Raw genomic sequence first — 20,365 nt, forward strand, 5'->3', positions numbered from 1 at the left:
CCCGCGACCGTCCCAGCGACGCCAGGGCCCGATGGACCGGGTACCCACTGGGCGCCGCCGGTACCTGCCGGGGACAACGATCCCGGGTCAGGTCAGCGGCGGGAGTACGCCGCGCTCGGCGAGCGTGCCCAGCCAGTGGGCGAAGGTCTCCTCGGTGTTCATGACACCGGTGAACCCAGCCCGGTGGATCTTCACCGTGCTCGCCACGACCGGGTCGAGCGGGCGGCGGGCGCCGGTAGCGAAGTGGAAGTCCGCGTAGTGGTGCGACTCCCCGAGCAGCTCGGCCAGTGCGAGCGGCCGTAGACGGTGCCGCTGGAGGACTCGTCGCCAGACCTCCTCCTGGGCGGGCAGCCACTCCGCGAGGCGAACCGGCTCCGGCGCGGCGGCCTCGGCGCCCAGGGCCGCGACGATCGCCGGCCACAGATCGGGCCAGCTGAAGACCTCGCCGTTCGACACGTTGAAGATCTCGTCCGCGGCCTCTGGGGCCGACGAGGCCCAGAGCAGGGCGTCGGCGAGGAGGCGTACGTCGACGGCCTCGGTGACGTAGCCCGGTCCGCCCGGGTAGCCGAGGCCGAGGCCGAGCTCGGCCCGGATCGCGGCGTACGCCCCGATGACCGGGACGAGGTTCATCGCGACGCCGTGGTTCGGACCGACCACGAGCGGCGGCCGCAGGATCGTCCAGTGGAACCCGTGCCGGGTGGCCGCGGCGCGGACATGGTCCTCCTGCAGCCAGTAGAAGTTCGCCTGCCGGTCGCGCGGGTGGGACTCGCGGGCGGGGACGGGCACGCGGTGGTGCAGCACGCCGTACGCCTTCGTGCCCTGCATGAGCGAGACGTGCTTCAGGCTGCCGCGGGCGGCGACCGGTTCGAGCACGTTGCCGAGCATGGCCAGGTTTGTCTCCATCTGGGCCGCGTCCTTCCAGCCTGCGACGAGACCGGGCGTCTCGTGGACGGCGGCGAAGACGAGCCGCTCGACGGCCGGGAGGCGGCGTACGGCGTCCGCGCACGCCTCGGCGTCACGGAGGTCGAGCGGGACGTGGCGGACGGCGGCGTCGTCCACGTCCGGCCCGAGAGCCGGCGGGCGTCGGGAGAGCGCGACCACCTCCTGACCGTCGGCGAGGAAGCGCTCGACGGCGGCGGTGCCGATCAATCCGCTGGCGCCGACCACCAGGACCGTCATGTCAGAGCTCCTCGCCGGTGACGGGTTCGAACCAGGGTTGCGGAGGCGTGGTGGGGAAGCTCAGCGCCACCCGATCGCCCGGCATCACGTCCGCGACGGTGCGGCCGAGGACACGCACCTCCTCGTCGAGGTCGACGAGCGCGAGCCGGATCTCGCCGCCCTCGCCGGGGAGACAGGTGACGGCGACGGTGGTGCCGGTCCCGGCCGGCTCGAGGGCGCGTACGCCGGGGCTGCCGCAGGCCGGGCAGCGCGAGCGTGGGACGTACCAGCGCGCGGAGCAGTCGGCGCACGTGTGCAGCAGCAGCGCCGGCGTGCCGCTCGTCCAGTCGTCTGCGCCGGTCACGCGCCGGCTCCCTCGAGGACGAGACTGGCGTGGGCCGAGAGGATCCCGCCGTCGGCGTGGACCAGCCCGAGCCGTGGCCCGCCGGGGACCTGGCGGACCCCGCCCTCGCCGCGCAGCTGGGTGACCGCCTCCACCAGGTGGGCCATCCCGCCGGCCACGCCGCAGTGACCGTAGGAGAGCAGTCCGCCGTGGGTGTTGAGCGGCCTCGGGCCGGTCCGGTCGAAGCGGCCCGCGGATGCGTCGGCGCCCGCCTGACCGGGCGCGCTGACGCCGATCTCCTCGAGCAGCATCGCCAGCGTGACGGTGAAGCTGTCGTAGACGCCTAGCAGGTCGACCTCGGCGAGCGTGCGGCCGGCCTCGTCGAGGGCGGCCGCGGCCGAGCGGCGCGCGCCGGTGTCGTCGAGGTCGAGCTCGCACAGGTGCTGGTGGAGGTGGGCCTGTCCGGTGCCCGCCAGCCGGACCGCGCGGGGACCGGCCGGCGTACGGGTGACGACGACCGCCGCACCGCCGTCGGACACCGGACAGCAGTCCAGCAGGCGGAGCGGGTCGGCGACCCGCCGCGACTGCAGGACGTCGTCGATCGTGATCGGGGTCCGCAGGTGGGCACCCTCGTGGGCGCCCGCGTGGGCCCGCATCTGCACCGCGAGGGGCGCCAGCCCCTTCTCCGGGAGCAGACCGTGACGGTGGAGGTACGCCGAGGCGAGCAGCGCGTAGTACGCCGGCACCGTCGCTCCGAGCGGCACCTCCAGCTCACGGTGGCCGACCTGGGCCAGCGCCTCCGTCGAGGTCTGCGTGGACTGCCCGCTGCGGCGGTCCTCGCCCGCGACGACGAGCACCCGCTCCGCCGCGCCGCTCGCGACCAGCTGCGACGCGGTCGCCACCATCGTCAGCCCCGTCGCGCCGCCGGAGCTCACCCCGAACGCGACCGCCGGGCGTACGCCGAGGCGCTGAGCGAGCAGGTCGGCCGGCATCAGGTGGCCGAGCGTCGTGGCGTAGCCCACCAGCATCCCGTCCACGGCTGCGACGTCGAGCCCGGCGTCGGCCAGTGCGGCGTACGCCGCCTCCTCCTGCCAGCCGACCGCGTCGTGCCGCGGGTCCCGGCCGAAGGCGGTGACGGCCGCGCCGGAGATCCAGCCGGTCACCGCTGGCCCAGCAGTGGCTCGACGACCTCGGCCAGGCGACGCTTGACCACCTTGCCGCTCTCGGTGAGCGGCATCTGCGGCACGTGCACGATCCGGCTCGGCACCTTGTAGCCCGCCAGCCGGCCGCGCAGGGCGGCGATCATCCCGTCCTCGTCGAAGGGGGCGCCCTCCGCCATCCGCACCGCTGCGACGACCCGCTGCCCGCGGGCGCCGTCGTCCACCGGGATGACCGAGGCCAGCTCGATGCCGCCGAGGCCGTAGAGGGCGTTCTCGACCTCGGAGCAGGAGACGTTCTCGCCGCCCACCCGCACGATGTCCTTGATCCTGCCCGCGAAGGACAGGTAGCCGTCCGGCCGCCGTACCGCCAGGTCGCCGGTGTGGAGCCAGCCGCCGGCGAGCGCCTCGGCGGTCTCGGCGGGCTTGTCCCAGTAGCCGGCCATCACGCCGTAGCTGCGGACGGCAATCTCGCCGGGCCTGCCGATGCCGACGTCCTCGCCGGTCACCGGGTCGAGGAGCCGCACCTCGGTGCCGTCCTGGGGCCGGCCCACCGTCTCGAGCCGGTGCTCGGGCGTGTCGTCGGCCGGTGACATCGTGACGTTCGGTGCCGCCTCGCTGATGCCGTAGATGCAGATGACGCCCGGGATCCCGACCTCGTCGGCGATGGCGTGCAGGATCGCCGGTGTGCCGGTCGTCCATCCGGAGCGCACGGAGGCCAGCCGCTCCCTGGCGAACCCTCGGGCCTCGGTCAGTCTCAGGAAGAGGGTCTCGATGCCGCTGTAGAGGGTGATCTGCTCCCGCTCGACGATGTCGAGGACGGTGGTGGGGTCGAAGGCGGCGACGGAGTACGCCGGCGCGCCGACCAGCGCCGCGAGGACGAGCTGCATGGTGAGGCCTCCGGAGTGGAAGAACGGGCCCGCAGAGAAGACCCGGTCCCGGTCCGTCGCCCCGAACCGTTCGGCGACCACCTCGGCGTTGCGCACGACCGAGCGGTGGCGGAGCATCACGCCCTTGGGCAGCGCGGTGCTGCCCGAGGTGTAGATGATGACGGCGACGTCCTCCTCGTCGGGGAGGTCGCCCGGACCGGCGGCAGGTTCGGGGACATCCGCCAGCCAGTCCTCGAGCGGCTCACCCGTGGGTGGCGTCCCGGAGCCGGCCCAGATCACGGCAGGATCGACGTGGTCCTTCTCCAGCGCGGGGAAGAGCGATGCGAGCGGCCGGCCGGGCGCGTCTGCCGCGATGAGTACGCCGACCTGCGACTGCCCCACCTGGTAGACGAGCTCCGGATCGCGCAGGCGGGGGTTGAGCAGCACCGCGGTGCGGCGGGCGAGGGCGGCGGCGTACAGGCCCACGACGAAGGCCGCGCCGTTCGGGAGCAGCAGGCCGACGTGGCGCGCCTGAGGTGCGCGCCGCTCGAGCGAGGCGGCGAGCCCGCGGGCGCGGTCGAGCAGCTCGGCGTACGTGACCGCGGGCTCGCCCTCGACCGACACGGCCACCGTGTCGGGGTGCTCGCGCGCCGCGCGCAGGAGCACGTGGGCCAGCGTGCGCGTGCCGAGGCCCGGGTCCGCCGGCGGCAGCGGCTCGAAGGGTACGGCGGGCGCCGGCTGCGCCGGCTGGGTCGTCGCGGTCACCGCTCGGTCCCGGTGAGCGCGCCGTCGTGCCCGTCGCTCTGCGCCTGCGGCCCCTGGCCGCGGCAGTACACCATCACGTCCATCCGGCCGTCCTGGAGCACCTCGCCGCGCTGGTTGACGAGCTCGAAGCGGCGCTGGAGTACTCCGGTGGTGCCGCTGCTGGTCAGCCGGGTCCCGACGATCGTGATGCGGCAGTGCACCGTGTCGTCGATGAGCAGCGGCAGCCGGAAGCGCCAGTCGTCGATGCCGAGGAGCGCGACGGCGCTGCCCTCGAAGACCCCGATCCGGGACATCAGGCCTAGGCACAGCGACACCCCGAGGACCCCGTGACCGATCCGCTGTCCGAACCTCGTCCCGCGGGCGAACTCCGCGTCGGTGTGGACCGGGTTGTAGTCACCGGTCCAGGCGGCGAACGACACCACGTCCGCCTCGGTCACGGTGCGGGCAGGCGTGACGAACGTCTGCCCCTCCTCGAAGTCCTCGAAGTACAAGGCCATCTCGACTCCTCTCCTCACGTGCTCTGCTCAATCGGTCTGCGGTCAGGCGGTCTGTGCTCAGGCGGTCTGCTCGGGCTGGTTGTCGTCGAACCGGGCCCTGGCGCACACGTCGCGCATGTGGCCGACCACGGTCTCGAGCGCCTGTCCCTGCAGGGCCTCGGTGAGTCCGAGGACGGTGAGGACGCCGACGAGGTCGCGACGTACGTCGAGCACCGGGCAGGAGACCGCGGTGACACCCAGGACGTACTCCGACTGCGAGACCAGCACGCCCTCGGAGAGGGCGCGCTCCGCGCGACGGAGGTACGCCGCGGGGTCGGTCACGGTGCGGGGCGTCACGGCGCGCAGCCCGCCGGCGAGGATCCGCTCGCGCTCGGGCTCGTCGGCGTACGCGACCACCCAGGTGCCGTAGGACACCTCGGTGATCGGGAAGCGGTTGCCGACGGACACGTTGATCCCGGCATTGGCGTCGCCCTCGACCTTGGCGACGTACATCATTCGGTCTGCCGAGACCCGCTGGACGAACGCCGAGGTGAGCCCGGTCAGCCCGGTGGCGTGGCGGAGCAGCGGCGTGACCAGCTGGAGGTAGTCGAGGCCCTCCTCGGCACGGGACCCGAGCACGACGCAGTAGTAGCCGAGCGAGTAGCGCTTCGTCTGCGGGTCGAAGCTCACCAGGCCGTGCGTCTCGAGGGTCTTCAGCACGCGCAGGCAGGTCGCCTTCGAGACGTCGAGCGCGGCGGTGATCTCGGACAGCGTGGACGTGCGGGTCCGGTAGCGGGAGAGCAACGCGAGCACCCGGGCTGCTGTGTCGACCGACGGTGCGATGTAGCGCTGCTCCACGACGTCCCCCATGACGGCTGCGAGCGGTTCATATTTGAACCTCTTGATCACTCGTGAACCATACTCTAACGTGACCCGCGCCACATTTCTCGAGGAGGCGGGTCATGGCCACGCAGCAGGATGGTCCGGTGGAGGCAACGGGAGTCGTCCAGGCTCCGACGCGGCCGAGCGGTGGCCCGCCGCCGCCCGGCGGGGAGCGGCGCGGCCCGCTGGAGCGGGTGGCGGAATTCTTCACGAGCCTGACCGAGCGGTTCGTGCCCGACCCGTTCGTGCTGGCCCTCGGGCTGACGCTGCTGGTCGCGGTGCTCGCGCTCGTGATCGAGCAGGAGAACCCGGTCGACCTGGTCACGTCCTGGGGCGACGGGTTCTGGAACCTGCTCGAGTTCACGATGCAGATGGCGCTGGTCCTGGCGACCGGGTTCGTCCTCGCGCACACGCCGCCGGTGCAGGCCGGCATCAACGCCGTTGCCGACCGGCTCGCGACGCCGCGGCAGGCGGTCATGGCGGCCACGGCGATCGGGGCGGTCGGCAGCTACATCAACTGGGGTTTCGGGCTCGTGGTCGGAGGCGTCGTCGCCACGAAGTTCGCGCTGCGCGTGAGCGGGGTCCACTACCCGCTGATCATCGCGTCGGCCTACAGCGGCTTCACCCTCTGGGCGCTCGGGCTGTCCGCGTCCATCCCGGTCACCATCTCGACCAAGGGCCACCCGCTCGAGGCGCAGATGGGGCTGATCCCGCTGTCGCGGACGATCTGGTCGTGGCCGATGGGGCTCACGGCCCTCGCCATCCTCGTGCTCCTGCTGACGCTGAACCCGATGCTGCATCCCAAGGACCCGAGTCGAGTGGTCGAGATCGACCGGTCGAAGCACGCCGAGGAGCCGCCGCGGGTCGGGCCGCCGCCGGGCCCGCTCACGGTCGCCGAGCGGCTCAACCACAGCCGCGTCATCGGGACCGTCGCCGGGCTGTGTGGCCTGCTCTACCTGGTCATCCACTTCGCCAAGGGCAACAGCCTCGACATCAACAGCGTGAACTTCACGATGCTCTTCGTCGGCCTGCTCTTCATGGGTACGCCGGCGCGCTACCTCGCCGCGATGGCCGACGGGGTGAAGACGATCTCCGGGATCGTGCTGCAGTACCCCTTCTACGCCGGGATCATGGCGATCATGACCGCCTCCGGGCTGGTCGTGAGCTTCGGCGACTGGATGTCGGACATCGCCTCGGCCGGCACGCTGCCCTTCCTCGGCTTCCTGGTCTCGTTCGTGCTCAACTTCGTCGCGCCGTCCGGTGGCGGGCACTGGGTCATCCAGGGGCCGTTCACCATCGAGGCCGCGAAGGCGCTCGGCAGCGACTATGCCCAGAACGCGATGGCGGTCCAGCTGGGGAACGCGTGGAACGACATCATCCAGCCGCTGTGGATCCTGCCAGTGCTGGCGCTGTCCAAGCTGAAGCTGAAGGACATCATGGGGTACCTGGTGATCATCATGGTGGCCTGCGGTGTCGTGTACGCCGTCGCGGTCCTGCTCTGGGGGGTGCTCGCCGCCTAGATGACCGAGACGACCGGACTGTACGAGCTCTGGAAGCAGGCGGCTGCGGCGAGCCCGGACGCGGTGGCGACGATCGAGCGGCGGGGCCGGGAGACGATCACGACGACGTACGCAGGGCTCGACGCGGAGATCGAGCGGGTCCGCCGCCGGCTGGCGGTGCACGGCCTCGGGCGTGGGTCGCGGATCGGCTACTGGGCGGAGAACCGCCGGGAGTTCCTGGTCTGGCAGCTCGCCGCCGCGGCCGAGGGGGCGATGCTGGTCGGGATCAACACCCGCTACCGCGCCCTCGAGGTCGCCCACGTGCTCACCCAGGCCAGGCCCGACACGGTCCTGATGCCGACCGCGCTGCTCGACCTGCCGATGGCCGAGCTGCTCCACGCCGCCGCGAAGCGGGCAGCGACCGACGCGGCCGGCTGGCGGCCGCCGCAGGTCGCGCTGCTGCGCCCGAGCACGGGCGCGGACGTCGAGGCCGACCCGGCGGCATACGACCTCGGGGCGGGGACGTGGTGGGCCGACGAGGCGGTGGCCGAGGAGAGGCCGGACCACGGGGCGGCCGGTCGCCCGACCGACCTCGCGATGGCGTTCACGACCTCCGGTTCGACCGGGCTGCCGAAGCTGGCCGCCCACGACCAGGCCTCGATCGGGCTCCATGCCCGCGAGGTCGCCCGCACCGTCGGCTACCGCGCCGGGGACGTCATCGCCTCGGTTCTCCCCGTGACCGGGGTCTTCTCGTACATTCCGACGGTGGCCGCGGTGGTCTCCGGCGCGGCGACGCTGCTCGTCCCGGTCTTCGAGGGCGCCGAGACGATCGCCCTGATGCGCGAGCACCGGGTCACCCACACCTTCGGCGGCGACGACCTGTACGACGGGCTCCACCGCGGCTGGCAGCAGCACCGGCTGCGCCTCGACGACTGGCGGGTCGCCGGCGTCGCGACGTTCATCGGCGGCGTCGAGCCGCTCCTGCCGTGGTTCGCGGAGTGGACGGGTACGACGCCGTCGGGGGCCTACGGCTCCTCGGAGCTCTTCTCGCTGCTCAGCCTGCGCGACAAGGACGAGCCCGACCGGCCGCAGTGGAAGGGCGGCGGTCGGCTGGTGTCGGACGCCCTCGAGGTGCGCGCCGTCGACCCCGGCAGCGGCGAGGTGCTGCCCGCCGGGACGGTCGGGCTGCTGCAGTTCCGCGGCTACGCCGTGCTGGAGGCCTACCTGCGCGGGAGCGAGCAGGTCCCGCCGAGTCTCGACGACGGCTGGTTCGACTCCGGCGACCTCGGCTCGGTCGACGCCGACGGCCGCTCGCTGACCTACGAGGGGCGGGCGGGGGAGGCGATGCGGCTGCGCGGCTTCCTCGTGCAGCCCGCCGAGATCGAGCACTTCCTCGTCGACCATCCCACCGTCGGCCAGGTCAAGGTCGTCGGCGCTTCGCGCGGCGGCCGGGAGGAGGCGGTGGCATTCGTGACACCGGCCGAGGGTCGTACGCCCGACCCCGAGGAGCTGCTCGCCCGGTGCCGCGCCGAGCTGGCGCCGTACAAGGTGCCCTCGACGGTCCTCGTCCTCGACGCGCTGCCGGTCACCGCCGGCACCAACGGCACCAAGGTCCGCCTCGGCGAGCTGCGGCAGCGGGCGCAGGAGGTCGTCGATGCCCGCTGAGGCGACGATGCGGGCGATGCGGATCGACGTCTTCGGCGGGCCCGACGTGCTGCGCGAGCAGACGGTGCCGGTCCCGGAGCCGGGACCGGGGCAGGTGCTCGTCGAGGTCGCGTACTGCGGGGTGTGCCGCCACGACCTCCTCACCCGGGCCGGCGCCTTCCCGCGCGCCCAACTGCCGGTCACGCTCGGGCACCAGGTGAGCGGCCGGGTCGTCGCACTCGGACCGGACGTCACCGAGCACGCGGTCGGCGACCGGGTGATGACGATGATCTACTCCGGCTGCGGCGAGTGCGAGGCCTGCCGCGGCGGGGCCGAGGCGCTGTGCACGGTCGTGACGCCGCAGTTCCTCGGCGAGGACAGGGACGGCGGTTACGCGGAGTACGTCGTCGCCGAGGCCCGGACCACCATCGGACTGCCCGCCGGCGTGGGCCTGCGGGAGGCCGCGATCGCGACCTGCACGCTCGGCACGGCCTACCACGCCCTCGTGACCCGCGGCAATCTCCAGAAGGGCGACCTGGTCGTGGTGACCGGCGCCAGCGGGGGAGTGGGGCTGCACGCCGTCTCGGTCGCCAAGGCACTCGGCGGGCGTGTCGTCGGCGTCGCCTCGTCGGCGGAGAGCGTGGGTCCCGTCTCTGCGATGGGCGCCGACGACGTCGTCGTCTCGCCCGAGCGGCACTTCGCCCGCGAGCTGCGCGACCGAGTCGGCGCGCAGGCCGACCTGGTGCTCGACGTAGTCGGTGCGCCGACCCTGCGCGAGTCGCTCCACGCCGTACGCCCCGGCGGCCGGGTGGTCGTCGTCGGCAACGTCGAGGGCACGGAGGCGTCGATCCCGCCCGCGTACCTCATCCTCAAGGAGATCAGCCTGATCGGCACCAAGTCATGCACGACGGGGGAGATGCGCAGCCTCCTCGACCTGCTGGCCCGGGGCGAGCTGACCGCCGACGTCACCGACACCGTCCCGTACGCCGAGGTCGCCGACGTGCACCGGCGGATGGAGGAAGGGTCCGCCCAAGGGCGGATCGTCCTCGAGGTGCGCGGCGACTCGTGAGCTCGGGGCGCGCCCTCAGTCCTCGCGGAAGTTCGGCGCCCACGGGGCGTCGTCGAGCCCGACTCGCTCGAGCGCCCGCGCCGTGACCGTCGCCAGGTCCGTGAGTCGGCGCACCTCGTCGTCGGTCGCGGTGTGCAGGCTCGCCCAGTACGCGCCGATGGCGGCGACCGGCTCGGGTTCGCCGACGGGCACCATGAGGAGGCTGCGGACGAAGGTCGGGCGGTACGCCGCCAGCGGGATCCGCTCGTCGACCTCGATGTCGGGCACGACCGCCACCTCGTGATGGAGCATCGCCCACCCCGAGATGCAGGTCTCGATCGCGAACCGCTGTCCCTTCCAGAGCGGCGCGATCGCGTCCTCCTCGACGTAGAAGCATCGGTCGCCCTCGCGCAGCACGAACGTTGCCCCGTCCGCGCCGGCCGACCGGCGGACCAGGTGCCGCACCTCCTCGGCCACATCCAGGACCGACCCCGCGCCCGCGAGTGCCCGCTCGGCCGTCGCCTCGGAGTTCGTCGTCATGGCGTCATGGTAGGTCGCGGTCACGGTCGTCACGGTTCGCGACGCGGGCGCGGTCTGCTGGAGGTCACCGACTTCAGCATCCTCTACCTCTTCTCGAAGCTCTCGGTGAGCCGATCGACCAGCGCCTGCGTGCGTGGTCGCGCGGACCTTCCGGCCGCCTGACAGCGACGCTGGCGCGGCTCACCCGGCTGCGGCGAGGATCAGCGCCTCCGCGGCTGCACGCGCGTCCTTCGCGGCCTGGGGGTCGTCGAGGATGGCGGCGCTGGCCTGGGCGCCTTCGGCGAGGATGGCGATCTGGGTGCCGAGGACGTCGGGCAGCCCGGCTTCGCGGGCGAGGCCGACGAGGTAGTCGCGGAAGGCGGTCTTGTGGTTGCGCACTGCGGCGGCCACCTTCTCGGAGGTGCTGCCGAGCTCGCCGAAGCTGTTGATGAAGACGCACCCGCGGAAGTCGGCTTCTCGGAAGAAGGTGTCGAGGAAGTCGAAGACGGCGAGCAGCTTTTGGCGCGGGGTCGCACCGGCGGGAATGGCGGCGGCGATGCAGGAGTCCCACATCACGCTGCGGCGGTGGAGCACGCGAGAGATAGTCGTCAGCCACACCCGTACGATCGCGAAACTCTTGCGCATCATCAAGCATTGGCCGTCCGCGACTCGCTCGGCAGACTCGAACCGATGACCAATCAAGGAGATGACCAATCAAGGAATGGACACGGTGACGAGTGAGGCTGCCGGCGACCCGATGACGGCTTCGGCTGGACTGCCGCTTCCTGAACCCGTGCGGGTTTCCTGCTTCGCACCGGTGGTGCTACCGGCTGCCGATCGCCCGGTGGATCTCTCGGTCAAGGTCACGTATCCGGAGACCGGTGAGGACCTGCCGGTCATCCTGTTGTCGCACGGGCATGGCGGGTCCATGTACCTCGCATCCATGTACGGCTACGAGCCGCTGACGCTCTTCTGGGCGGCCCATGGATTCGTCGTGATCCAGCCCAACCACCTCGACGCGAACTTCCTCGGCCTGCGGGAGACGGCCGAGGACCCGGACCGACCGCTGTTCCTGCGGCACCGAGCCACTGACATGTACCTGGGTCGGCGCGAGCTCGACGGCAAGGGGCCTGACCAGCGCCTCCGCACCGTTCTCGCCTGTGTGCCGAGAGCTGATCAGCTGTACGCCTCTGCGCTTCTGGCGCTCGCCGGCGCAGCGGTCGACGTGCTCCGCGACGACGCACTCGCAATCGCCGAGCAGGTACGGACGAGCCGTTACACCTGAAGGTAGGCATAGGGGGTCATCGCTCGTCGGAAGAGCGCGCGTAGGCAGGGCCCGGGCAGCTGTCGATCAGGCATGGACCGAGGAGTGAATCGAATTCATACGCGATATGACGCAGGTCATGGGTCCATCCACAGGGGCTCTGCGGTCGTGCTCGGTGAGCCCACCAGTTGGATCTAGGGTCGGACGAGGCCGGTGCGGTAGGCCAGAACGGCGAGCTGAAGCCGATCGCGGAGGTCGAGTTTGGTGAGCATGCGGGATACGTACGTCTTGACGGTGGCCTCGCTGAGGTAGAGCGTGCGGGCGACCTCGGCGTTGGACCTTCCGTCGGCCACCAGACGCAGCACTCCCGAACTCACGCTGCGCTGGGGAGCTTGCAAAGATCGCCACGTCCTCAGTTGGGTGATGAACCGAGGGATCATCCGTCCGTACGTGGTGGGTCAAAGCCGCCACGATGCGTCGATGTATCGGGTTCGTTGCGCCTGACGCGTCGTGCGAGCACTTCGAAGGTCCTCCGTGTTCCCTTCTTCATGTGGCCGATCCTTGCGCCGTGGACCACGCGTGACGGCGAGGACCGGTGCTCTCCATCGGCGCTGACCGTCGCGAGATTTTTCGTGAGGAAGGCGGCCGCGAGGTACGGGGCTCGACGCGGTCATTGGCGGCGAAGGACTGTCGTCATGGTTGCGGGGGGAACGGTCAGGTGAGTAGTACGCCGAGTTGGCCGGCGAGCCATTCCTCGTAGTCGTCTCGGGACCAGCCGGAGCGGCGTACCAGCCGGTCGTAGGCGTCGGGTGCGATGAGGGCCCACACCGCGTCGAGGAGCCGGGTGAAGCCGGACTCGGTGGCGATGCGGTCGGGGAGTCCGATGCGGGTGCGCAGGCCGGTCATGGCGTGGGTGACGCCGGTGTAGCGCTCGCGTTCGATGGTGGCGAGGAAGTCGGTGAGGGTGGCGTCGACGCCGTGGGCGGTCAGGGCGCCGATGAGGGGGGCGACGCGGCTGTGGAGCAGCCCCACCCATGCGGCGTAGGCGGTCACGAACCCGGCGCGGTCGGGAGCGGTGAACATCGAGGTGAACTCGGGGCGGTCACTCATCGCGATCGACTCCGCGTCGCCGGCCATCATCCGGTCATAGACAGCTTTGACGACGGCGGGCTTGCCGCCGATGGAGTTGTAGACCGTCTGGGGACTCACTCTGGCGCTCTCGGCGAGGGTCGCGATCGTCATGCCGGCATAGCCGCCATCGAGGAGCAGCCCGGTGGCGGTGGCGATGATCTGTTCGCGTGTGGACCGGGCGCGCTCGGCCCTGGTGGACATGTCGTAGGCCCTTGCCACCCACGTTCTCCTTCGCTAGGTTTCAATTCCAGTGGAATTCAACTCCACTGAACTGTACCGAATGAGAGCGGGGCTCATGACCACCACCACCGAGACCGCAGCGCTTGCCGTGTTCGAGGCGATCAACAGGGGAGACTTCGCGATCCTCGACCGGGTCGTCACCGACGACTTCGTCGACCACGGCTCACCATTTCCGGTCGAACCGGGCCCTGCGGGCTACCGCGAGATCCTCACCTTCGTCCACCACGCCTTGAAGTACCGCTACCAGATCCAGGAGATCTTCAGCACCGGCGACCGGGTCGTGTTGCGTGCCGAGGCGTCCGCCGTCGGGCTGGCGCCCCTGCACGGACCCGAGGCCGAGGGCAAGCCGTACCGGATCACGACACTGCACCTCTACCGGACCGAGGGCGACCTGCTCGCCGAGCACTGGGGCGTGCGCGACGACCTGAGCGCCTTCATCCAACTCGGTGTGATCACGCCCCCCGACCCCGCCACCCGCGTCTGAGCAGATCCCGGTCCGAGGCCGAGGAGCTCGGGCGAGGGTTCGATAGTTGTCCTGTTAGGTCCACCAAGTTCCAATGCGGAACTTTCTTCAATCTGAGGCGACAACTCTCGAAGCTCCTGTTGGTGCCGGGTCTTCCGCTGGAGTCTGACGGCCGTACGTCCGGCGACGGACGACGACTTCGCCTGTCACTGTTCGACGCGGTCGGCGACGAAGGAGCTGATGGTCTCGACCATGGGGTCGAGGGCTTCCTTCTCGAGCGGGTAGTGGCCACCGTTGGGGAGCATGACGTGAGCGACCGGGGCCTTCGAGATCCGACCGAGGAACGGCTCGGACAGGTGCAGCGGGGTCCAGCGATCAGCTGCTACTGAGGCGGTGCCGACCACCGCAAAGCCCAGACCGGCGGGCGGACCGCCCGCACCCGCAGGGCTGTTCTCGAGGCCGCGAGTGCCCTGTTGCTGGAGATCTCCCCCGGAGACCTGACCGTCGGAGACATCGCCGCTCGGGCCGGAGTCAATGAGACGACGATCTTTCGCAAGTGGGGGACCAAGGAGGCGCTGCTGGCAGATGTCCTCATGACACTCTCGGGGGAGCGGCTGGTCGCGCCCGACACCGGCAGCTTGCGGGGCGATCTCGTCGCTGTGATCGAGGCGGTCGCGGAGTTCCTTCGTACGCCTGCTGGGTACGCCCTGGCGTATCTGGGCGCGACCGCGGAGGACGAGACGTCCCGCGGACTTCGCGACGCCTTCTGGGCCGACCGGTTCGAGCGGGCACAGGTCATCTTCGAGCGCGCGGAGGCGCGCGGCGAGATCCCGGACGCCGACGTCGCCCCGCTGGCCTACGAGGCACTGATCGGCACGATGCACTTCCGGATCCTGGCCCGACGACGCCCGCTGGACCCAGGCATCGCCGAGAGGCTTGTCGATCTCGTCCTCGACGGTGTCATCGGGCCGGTTCGCTAGCAGTGCCGTCAGGCGACCGCATGGCTCTTGTGATGATCGCGCACACGGTCTGGATATGGATCCCGCGCCGTGAGGATTCGAGCTCGTCCGGCGACGCTCCCCGGCACAGATGCGACCAGTGAGCTCGTGGTTCCAGTCGCCGCCCCAGATCACGGGGTTGGCGACTTCGATGCCCGCAACCACCGCTCTCGTCCGCGAGGCCCGGTCTGGGCCGACCCACGGGAGTGAGCCACCGCAACTCCGCCAAGGAAGGACTGAAGATGCGACGCGCAGTCCGTCTACATCGGGGAGTGCCGTGGCCCCGTGACGATCGGGGAGCGGCGAGATCGGGGTTCGCGCGGCCACTGCCGCCCATCGGCGGTCGGGCTGCGTCTCACCTTGCGTGAGGTGGACGTGCACGCTTCGTGAGCTCCGGCGCCGCTTCCCTGAGGGATCGCGGATTGGTCTGTAGGCCGGCGGCGAGTTACGACTGGGAGACCCGGCCGTGGCCCGGGTGCTCGCCTGGGCAGAACGACCTTTCAGAGCGCGCACCACCTGAGCGTGTCGGGCCCGACGTCCCGCGGATCTGGGAGATCGGCACGTTGACCAACAGCGGTGGGCCGCACTGGGGCCGCAGGCCAACGAAGAACGGCCCCTGACGCTGGAAGACGTTGGAAGGCGTCTTCCCAGGTCAGGGGTCGTTTTCGGGCACTCAGCCGGTGGGCGCAACCCACGCGGGACTAGATGTCGTAGTAGAGCTCGAACTCGTGCGGGTGCGGGCGCAGCTGCACGGGCAGGATCTCGTTGGTGCGCTTGTAGTCGATCCAGGTCTCGATCAGGTCGGGCGTGAAGACGTCCCCGGCGGTGAGGAAGTCGTGGTCGGCCTCGAGGGCGTCGAGCACGGCGCCGAGGGAGGTCGGGACCTGGTCGATCTCGGCCATCTCGTCCGGCGGCAGCTCGTAGATGTCCTTGTCGACCGGCGCGGGCGGCTCGATCTTGTTCTGGATGCCGTCGATGCCCGCGAGGAGCAGCGCCGAGAAGGCGAGGTACGGGTTGGAGGACGGATCCGGGAAGCGGCACTCGAGGCGCTTGGCCTTCGGGTTGCTGCCGGTGATCGGGATGCGGACCGCGGCGGAGCGGTTGCGCGAGGAGTAGACCAGCGAGATCGGGGCCTCGAAGCCGGGGACCAGGCGGTGGTAGGAGTTGACCGTCGGGTTCGTCCAGGCGAGCAGCGCGGGCGCGTGCTTGAGGATGCCGCCGATGTACCACCGCGCGACGTCGGAGAGGCCGCCGTAGCCGGCCTCGTCGTAGAACAGCGGGTCGCCGCCGTTCCAGATCGACTGGTGGCAGTGCATGCCCGAGCCGTTGTCGCCGAAGATCGGCTTCGGCATGAAGGTGACGGTCTTGCCGGCCTGCCAGGCGGTGTTGCGGATGATGTACTTGAACTTCATCACGTCGTCGGCCGCGGCGAGCAGCGTGTTGAAGCGGTAGTTGATCTCCGCCTGGCCCGCGGTGCCGACCTCGTGGTGGGCGCGCTCGACGAGCAGGCCGGCGGCCTCGAGGTTCTTGACCATCTGGTCGCGCAGGTCGCTGAAGTGGTCGGTCGGGGCGACCGGGAAGTAGCCGCCCTTGTACTTCACCTTGTAGCCGCGGTTGTCGCGCTCGAAGGCGGCACCGGTGTTCCACGCGCCGGCCTCGGAGTCGATCTCGTAGTAGCCGGTGTTCTGCTTCGTCTCGAAGCGGACGTTGTCGAAGATGTAGAACTCCGCCTCCGGCGCGAAGTACGCCGTGTCGCCGATCCCGGTGGTCCCCAGGTAGGAGACCGCCTTCTTCGCGATGTTGCGCGGGTCGCGGGAGTAGGCCTCGCCCGTGATCGGGTCGTGGACGAAGAAGTTCAGCGCGAGCGTCTTCGCCGTACGGAACGGGTCCAGGAAGGCGGTCGTGACGTCCGGGAAGAGCGCCATATCGGACTCGTTGATGGCCTGGAAGCCGCGGATCGAGGAGCCGTCGAACGCCAGGCCGTTCTCGAGGACGTCGGGCCCGAAGGACGACACCGGGACGGTGAAGTGCTGCTGCACACCCGGCAGGTCCATGAACCGGATGTCGACGAACTCGACGCCCTCGTCCTTGATGTACTTGAACAACTCGTCGGGGTTGCTGAACATTCGTCCTCCTTGGCTCCCCGGGCACGCGGAGGAGCCAGATCTTTTCTCGCGAGATGACCGCTCGGGATCCTGTGCGCCCGACCGTGCCTGCAACCTAGGCAGAGGCGGTTGCGAGGCAATCACGTGATTGTTTCCACGATGTAACGCGTTGCTGAGAGTGAGCGTAACCGAGCCCGGTGTCCACTGGGTGGGACGCGGGCTTCTAGGCTTTCCCGTCGTGACGGATCCGCAGCGCTCGCACCCGGCGTCGACGGGGACGGCGACGCTGCCGTACGCCACGGCCTCGTGGGGGCGCCGCGTCCTCGCCCTGCTGGTGGACTGGCTCGCCTGCTGGCTGGTCGTCGCGGTCGTCATCGGCTGGGACGACGTCGTACGCCCCGGCTCGACGGCGTCGAGCTGGACCCTGCTGGCGTACGTCGTCGAGTCGACCGCCTTCACGACGCTGGCTGGCGGCTCGTTCGGCAAGCTGCTGACCCGCCTCCGCACGGTGCGTACGACGCCGGGAGGCTGCGACCCGCGCCCGCTGGACCCACTGCGGTCGCTGGCGCGGCAGATCCTCGTCGCGGTCGTGATCCCGCCGCTGATCTTCAAGCCGGACGGCCGTGGGCTCCACGACCTCGCCGCCGGGACGGCGACGGTGACGCTGCAGACCTACCGGTCGACGTTCCTGCGCCGCTGATGTGAGCTGCCGCGCGCGGTGCCGGAGCGGATGTGACGCGGCCCGCGCTGCGCGGGCTTCCGCCGCCTTGGGTGGGGCAGGCACTGTAGAGGCACCGGACGCAGTCGAGACTGGAAGGTCCTCCCCATGCCCCGACCCGCCCCCCGCACGCTCTGGCGGCGTACCGCCGCCGGCGGTGTTCTCGTGCTCGCGCTCACCGGGCTGGTCGCCTGCGGAGGCGGCTCCGACGACTCCGACGACTCCGACTCCCATGGCTCGGCCGCCGCGGCCGGCCTCGACGCCGGCGACCCGGTCTCGAAGTCCGAGATGGCCGCGATCCTGACCAAGGCGGCGACCAGCTTCAAGACCGCCCACATGGCGATGGACACCACGACGAGCGTCCTCGGCCAGCAGATGAACGTGACCGCCGACGGCGACGTGCAGGTCAGCCCGCCGGCGACCCAGATGGAGATGTCGCTGTCCGGGCAGAAGGTCAGCGTGCTCTACGTCGACAAGGTGATGTACCTCCAGGTGCCCGGCATGACCAGCGGCGACATGTGGGGCAAGCTCGACCCCGCCGACTTCGGCCAGGTCGCGGGCCTCGGCGGCATGTCCGACGCCATGACCAACCCGCTCGCGGTCGTGTCGAAGCTCGGCGACGCGGTCGACAAGGCGACGTACGAGGGCTCCGAGAGCATCGACGGCGCCGACGCCGATCACTACAAGGTCACCGTCGACGCGAAGTCCCTGATGTCGGCGATGGGCGTGGACAGCTCGTCCGCGGGGGCGAAGGTGCCCGCCACGCTGGATGAGGAGCTCTGGGTCGACGACGAGGGCCGGGTCGTGCAGTCGAAGGTCGACATGGGCGACCTCGGCGACACCGAGCTGCACCTGTCGGACTTCGACGAGAAGGTCGACCTGAAGGCGCCGCCGTCCGGCAAGGTCACCGACCTCAGCGGGCTGATGAAGGGCGTGTCCTGATACTGCCTTAGGCAGCGCCCCGGGCGATCCGTAGGTACCTCAGCCGCCGGCGGTGCCGGGATCTGGGTGGCCACCGGCGGGCGACATCGGTAGTCCTGCCGATGTGCGGGGTGCGCCCTTAGCGCGAGTCTCGTAGGTGTCATCCACCAGACCAGGAGCACCCCGATGAACACCTACCTGAACCAGGTCCTCGCCGCCGACCGGACCGCGCAGCGGATCGCCGAGGCCGAGACGTGGCGGCTGCGCCGCGCAGCTCGGTTCGCCGCCCGCGAGCGGCGCGAGCGCGAGCTGTTCACCACGCTCGACACACAGCTCGCGTACGCCGACGTCGAGCCGGCCCCCGTAGTACGCCGCCGTCCGCGGTTCCTCTCCGCGCTTCGCCCCGCCGCCCACTGACGGGCAGGGGCTCAGCGGCCGCGGAGGTTCTGCCGCAGCCCCCTCATGCTGGTGGGCACCGGGCCCTTCGGCATCGGCAGCCGGCCACGGGTGTTGTCGAGCGCCTTGAGCCGGTTGAGGATGTCGGTGATCTCGGCGGGGGAGACCTTGCGACCGAGCTTGGTGATGTGACGGGTCAGCTTCGGCAGCGGGACCTCGTCGTCGCCGTTGCCGGCGATGACCTCGCTGATCGGGACCTCGGGGAGGACGCGGGCGGTCTTGGTGCGCTCGGCGGCGAGGAGGCCGCGGACCCGGTTGTGGCTGCTGCCCTCGCCGACGAGGACGACCCCCGGGGGCCCGACGACCCGGTGGACCATGTCCTGGCTCTTGTTGAACGCGACGGCCTGGCTGGAGGTCCAGCCGCGGCGCAGCATGTTGAGCGCGGCGTACGCCGCCCCCGGCTGCCCCTCGATCCGGGCGTACGCCGCCTTCTGGGCCCGTCGCGAGAACAGGATGAGGGTGGCGACGAGACCGACGAGCAGCGCGCCGATGCCGGCCATGATCCAGCCGAAGACGCCCTCGCCGGGCAGCAGCCAGAAGACCACGAAGCCGACGACCGCGCCGACGACGAAGGTGGCGAGCAGCTTCAGGCCGATGGTGGGCTCGTTCTGCCGGGTGATGCGGTAGGTCTCGACGAACTGCTGTCGGCGGCTCATGCTGCTCGGGTCCAGCTGGGACATCGCGGGTGGTGCCTCTTTCGACGGTGCTGAAGAGTGGGGCTGAAGAGTGGGGCTGAGAGGTCAGACGCCGGCGTCGGCCGTGGCTCCCTGGCGGGCGTCCATCGCCTGACGGTACAGCCGACCGGCCCGGTACGACGAACGCACGAGGGGGCCGGACATGACGCCGGAGAAGCCGATCTCCTCGGCCTCGTCGCGCAGCTCGACGAACTCCTCCGGCTTGACCCACCGCTCCACGGGGTGGTGGCGCAGGCTGGGGCGGAGGTACTGCGTGATCGTGATCAGCTCGCAGCCGGCGGCGTGCAGGTCGCGCAGGGCCTGGGAGACCTCCTCGCGGGTCTCGCCCATGCCCAGGATGAGGTTGGACTTGGTGACCAGGCCGAAGCCGCGGGCCTGGGTGAGCACGTCGAGGGAGCGCTCGTAGCGGAACGCCGGCCGGATCCGCTTGAAGATCCGCGGGACCGTCTCGACGTTGTGGGCGAGCACCTCGGGCCGGCTCTCGAAGACCTCGCGCAGCAGGTCGGGCTTGCCGTTGAAGTCGGGGATGAGGTTCTCCACCCCGGTGCCCGGGTTGAGCTCGTGGATGGCGCGCACCGTCTCGGCGTACAGCCAGGCGCCGCCGTCCTCGAGGTCGTCGCGGGCGACGCCGGTGATCGTGGCGTAGCGCAGCCCCATCGTTCGCACCGACTCCGCCACCCGGCGCGGCTCGTCGCGGTCGAGCGGCTCGGGCTTGCCGGTGTCGATCTGGCAGAAGTCGCACCGCCGGGTGCACTGGTCGCCGCCGATGAGGAAGGTCGCCTCGCGGTCCTCCCAGCACTCGAAGATGTTGGGACAGCCGGCCTCCTGGCACACGGTGTGCAGGCCCTCGCTCTTCACCAAGGAGTGGAGCTCCTTGTATTCCGGCCCCATCTTCGCCCTGGTCTTGATCCACTCGGGCTTCTTCTCGATGGGCGTCGCGGAGTTCCGGACCTCGAGGCGGAGCAGCTTTCGTCCTTCGGCGGCGGGTGCTTGCGTCACGGTCACCAAGCGTAC

Annotated in this window: 23 protein-coding genes and 1 pseudogene; 10 read left to right on the forward strand and 14 right to left on the reverse strand. The window is 70.7% G+C overall.

Annotated elements, in window-relative coordinates; all coding sequences use genetic code 11:
- Window positions 1–87: 87 nt before the first annotated feature.
- Genes ABLE53_RS11835 through ABLE53_RS11860 form a run of 6 tightly spaced genes read right to left on the reverse strand, consistent with a single transcriptional unit; the run spans window position 88 to window position 5,677 of the window.
- Window positions 88–1,179, reverse strand: coding sequence for an NAD-dependent epimerase/dehydratase family protein (locus tag ABLE53_RS11835; protein ID WP_348859133.1), 1,092 nt, complete (start codon window positions 1,177–1,179; stop codon window positions 88–90).
- Between the two features lies 1 nt (window position 1,180).
- Window positions 1,181–1,522: a Zn-ribbon domain-containing OB-fold protein gene (locus tag ABLE53_RS11840; protein ID WP_348859134.1), complete on the reverse strand. Its 342-nt coding sequence runs from the start codon at window positions 1,520–1,522 to the stop codon at window positions 1,181–1,183.
- Entirely contained in the window at window positions 1,519–2,664 is a 1,146-nt protein-coding gene (locus ABLE53_RS11845) for a thiolase family protein (RefSeq protein WP_348859135.1), read from the reverse strand. Before ABLE53_RS11845 ends, ABLE53_RS11840 begins: the two co-directional genes overlap by 4 nt.
- Complete coding sequence (locus tag ABLE53_RS11850; RefSeq protein ID WP_348859136.1) at window positions 2,661–4,292, reverse strand: class I adenylate-forming enzyme family protein; 1,632 nt, start codon at window positions 4,290–4,292, stop codon at window positions 2,661–2,663. Before ABLE53_RS11850 ends, ABLE53_RS11845 begins: the two co-directional genes overlap by 4 nt.
- Window positions 4,289–4,789 (reverse strand): MaoC/PaaZ C-terminal domain-containing protein, encoded by a 501-nt coding sequence (locus ABLE53_RS11855; protein ID WP_348859137.1) that lies wholly within the window; start codon window positions 4,787–4,789, stop codon window positions 4,289–4,291. The genes ABLE53_RS11850 and ABLE53_RS11855 overlap by 4 nt, the downstream gene beginning before the upstream one ends.
- A 57-nt stretch (window positions 4,790–4,846) precedes the next feature.
- The gene (locus tag ABLE53_RS11860) at window positions 4,847–5,677 is read right to left on the reverse strand and encodes an IclR family transcriptional regulator (RefSeq protein ID WP_348859138.1); all 831 of its coding nucleotides are present in this window, start codon (window positions 5,675–5,677) and stop codon (window positions 4,847–4,849) included.
- 53 nt (window positions 5,678–5,730) lie between these two features.
- Here ABLE53_RS11860 and ABLE53_RS11865 point away from each other — a divergent pair, with 53 nt between their 5' ends.
- Genes ABLE53_RS11865 through ABLE53_RS11875 form a run of 3 tightly spaced genes read left to right on the forward strand, consistent with a single transcriptional unit; the run spans window position 5,731 to window position 9,862 of the window.
- On the forward strand, window positions 5,731–7,170 hold the full coding sequence (locus tag ABLE53_RS11865; RefSeq protein ID WP_348859139.1) for a short-chain fatty acid transporter: 1,440 nt from the start codon (window positions 5,731–5,733) through the stop codon (window positions 7,168–7,170).
- Entirely contained in the window at window positions 7,171–8,814 is a 1,644-nt protein-coding gene (locus ABLE53_RS11870) for an AMP-binding protein (RefSeq protein ID WP_348859141.1), read from the forward strand. It begins immediately after the preceding gene.
- The gene (locus ABLE53_RS11875) at window positions 8,804–9,862 is read left to right on the forward strand and encodes an alcohol dehydrogenase catalytic domain-containing protein (protein WP_348859142.1); all 1,059 of its coding nucleotides are present in this window, start codon (window positions 8,804–8,806) and stop codon (window positions 9,860–9,862) included. Before ABLE53_RS11870 ends, ABLE53_RS11875 begins: the two co-directional genes overlap by 11 nt.
- 15 nt (window positions 9,863–9,877) lie before the next feature.
- On the opposite strand, the gene ABLE53_RS11880 is transcribed toward ABLE53_RS11875, so the two are convergent.
- Together ABLE53_RS11880 and ABLE53_RS11885 are read right to left on the reverse strand one after the other, a co-directional pair.
- Window positions 9,878–10,381 (reverse strand): GAF domain-containing protein, encoded by a 504-nt coding sequence (locus tag ABLE53_RS11880; RefSeq protein WP_348859144.1) that lies wholly within the window; start codon window positions 10,379–10,381, stop codon window positions 9,878–9,880.
- A 180-nt stretch (window positions 10,382–10,561) separates the two neighbouring features.
- A complete protein-coding gene (locus ABLE53_RS11885) occupies window positions 10,562–10,954 on the reverse strand; it encodes a TetR family transcriptional regulator C-terminal domain-containing protein (RefSeq protein WP_348859145.1) in 393 nt (130 codons plus the stop codon).
- A gap of 127 nt (window positions 10,955–11,081) precedes the next feature.
- Between ABLE53_RS11885 and ABLE53_RS11890 the strand changes: the two genes are divergently transcribed.
- Window positions 11,082–11,645 (forward strand): alpha/beta hydrolase, encoded by a 564-nt coding sequence (locus tag ABLE53_RS11890; protein ID WP_348859146.1) that lies wholly within the window; start codon window positions 11,082–11,084, stop codon window positions 11,643–11,645.
- A gap of 173 nt (window positions 11,646–11,818) precedes the next feature.
- On the opposite strand, the gene ABLE53_RS11895 is transcribed toward ABLE53_RS11890, so the two are convergent.
- Both ABLE53_RS11895 and ABLE53_RS11900 read right to left on the reverse strand, forming a co-directional pair.
- Window positions 11,819–11,977 (reverse strand): response regulator transcription factor, encoded by a 159-nt coding sequence (locus tag ABLE53_RS11895; RefSeq protein WP_425474867.1) that lies wholly within the window; start codon window positions 11,975–11,977, stop codon window positions 11,819–11,821.
- 361 nt (window positions 11,978–12,338) lie between these two features.
- A complete protein-coding gene (locus ABLE53_RS11900; RefSeq protein ID WP_348859147.1) occupies window positions 12,339–12,974 on the reverse strand; it encodes a TetR/AcrR family transcriptional regulator in 636 nt (211 codons plus the stop codon).
- 76 nt (window positions 12,975–13,050) lie between these two features.
- Here ABLE53_RS11900 and ABLE53_RS11905 point away from each other — a divergent pair, with 76 nt between their 5' ends.
- Window positions 13,051–13,479 (forward strand): ester cyclase, encoded by a 429-nt coding sequence (locus tag ABLE53_RS11905; RefSeq protein ID WP_348859148.1) that lies wholly within the window; start codon window positions 13,051–13,053, stop codon window positions 13,477–13,479.
- A 185-nt stretch (window positions 13,480–13,664) separates the two neighbouring features.
- Here the strand turns inward: ABLE53_RS11905 and ABLE53_RS11910 are convergent, their stop codons facing one another.
- On the reverse strand, window positions 13,665–13,862 hold the full coding sequence (locus ABLE53_RS11910) for a hypothetical protein (RefSeq protein WP_348859149.1): 198 nt from the start codon (window positions 13,860–13,862) through the stop codon (window positions 13,665–13,667).
- A 60-nt stretch (window positions 13,863–13,922) separates the two neighbouring features.
- Between ABLE53_RS11910 and ABLE53_RS24835 the strand changes: the two are divergent.
- Window positions 13,923–14,033, forward strand: a pseudogene (locus ABLE53_RS24835) (TetR family transcriptional regulator); the annotation flags it as partial.
- A gap of 18 nt (window positions 14,034–14,051) precedes the next feature.
- A complete protein-coding gene (locus tag ABLE53_RS11915; protein WP_348859150.1) occupies window positions 14,052–14,438 on the forward strand; it encodes a TetR-like C-terminal domain-containing protein in 387 nt (128 codons plus the stop codon).
- A gap of 719 nt (window positions 14,439–15,157) precedes the next feature.
- Here ABLE53_RS11915 and glnA read toward each other — a convergent pair.
- On the reverse strand, window positions 15,158–16,582 hold the full coding sequence (gene glnA, locus ABLE53_RS11920) for a type I glutamate--ammonia ligase (RefSeq protein WP_348859151.1): 1,425 nt from the start codon (window positions 16,580–16,582) through the stop codon (window positions 15,158–15,160).
- A 217-nt stretch (window positions 16,583–16,799) separates the two neighbouring features.
- Between glnA and ABLE53_RS11925 the strand changes: the two genes are divergently transcribed.
- The 3 genes from ABLE53_RS11925 to ABLE53_RS11935 all read left to right on the forward strand — a co-directional run bounded on the left by ABLE53_RS11925 (window position 16,800) and on the right by ABLE53_RS11935 (window position 18,617).
- Complete coding sequence (locus ABLE53_RS11925; protein WP_348859152.1) at window positions 16,800–17,261, forward strand: RDD family protein; 462 nt, start codon at window positions 16,800–16,802, stop codon at window positions 17,259–17,261.
- Between the two features lie 126 nt (window positions 17,262–17,387).
- Window positions 17,388–18,221: an SCO4651 family lipoprotein gene (locus ABLE53_RS11930; RefSeq protein WP_348859153.1), complete on the forward strand. Its 834-nt coding sequence runs from the start codon at window positions 17,388–17,390 to the stop codon at window positions 18,219–18,221.
- Window positions 18,222–18,386: 165 nt separating this feature from the next.
- A complete protein-coding gene (locus ABLE53_RS11935) occupies window positions 18,387–18,617 on the forward strand; it encodes a hypothetical protein (protein ID WP_348859154.1) in 231 nt (76 codons plus the stop codon).
- Between the two features lie 11 nt (window positions 18,618–18,628).
- On the opposite strand, the gene ABLE53_RS11940 is transcribed toward ABLE53_RS11935, so the two are convergent.
- Window positions 18,629–19,336, reverse strand: coding sequence for a DUF4191 domain-containing protein (locus ABLE53_RS11940; RefSeq protein WP_348859156.1), 708 nt, complete (start codon window positions 19,334–19,336; stop codon window positions 18,629–18,631).
- A gap of 60 nt (window positions 19,337–19,396) precedes the next feature.
- Complete coding sequence (gene lipA / locus ABLE53_RS11945; RefSeq protein WP_348859157.1) at window positions 19,397–20,350, reverse strand: lipoyl synthase; 954 nt, start codon at window positions 20,348–20,350, stop codon at window positions 19,397–19,399.
- Window positions 20,351–20,365: the final 15 nt, after the last annotated feature.

The sequence above is a fragment of the Nocardioides asiaticus genome (genome assembly GCF_040049175.1).
GTDB lineage: Bacteria > Actinomycetota > Actinomycetes > Propionibacteriales > Nocardioidaceae > Nocardioides > Nocardioides cheoyonin.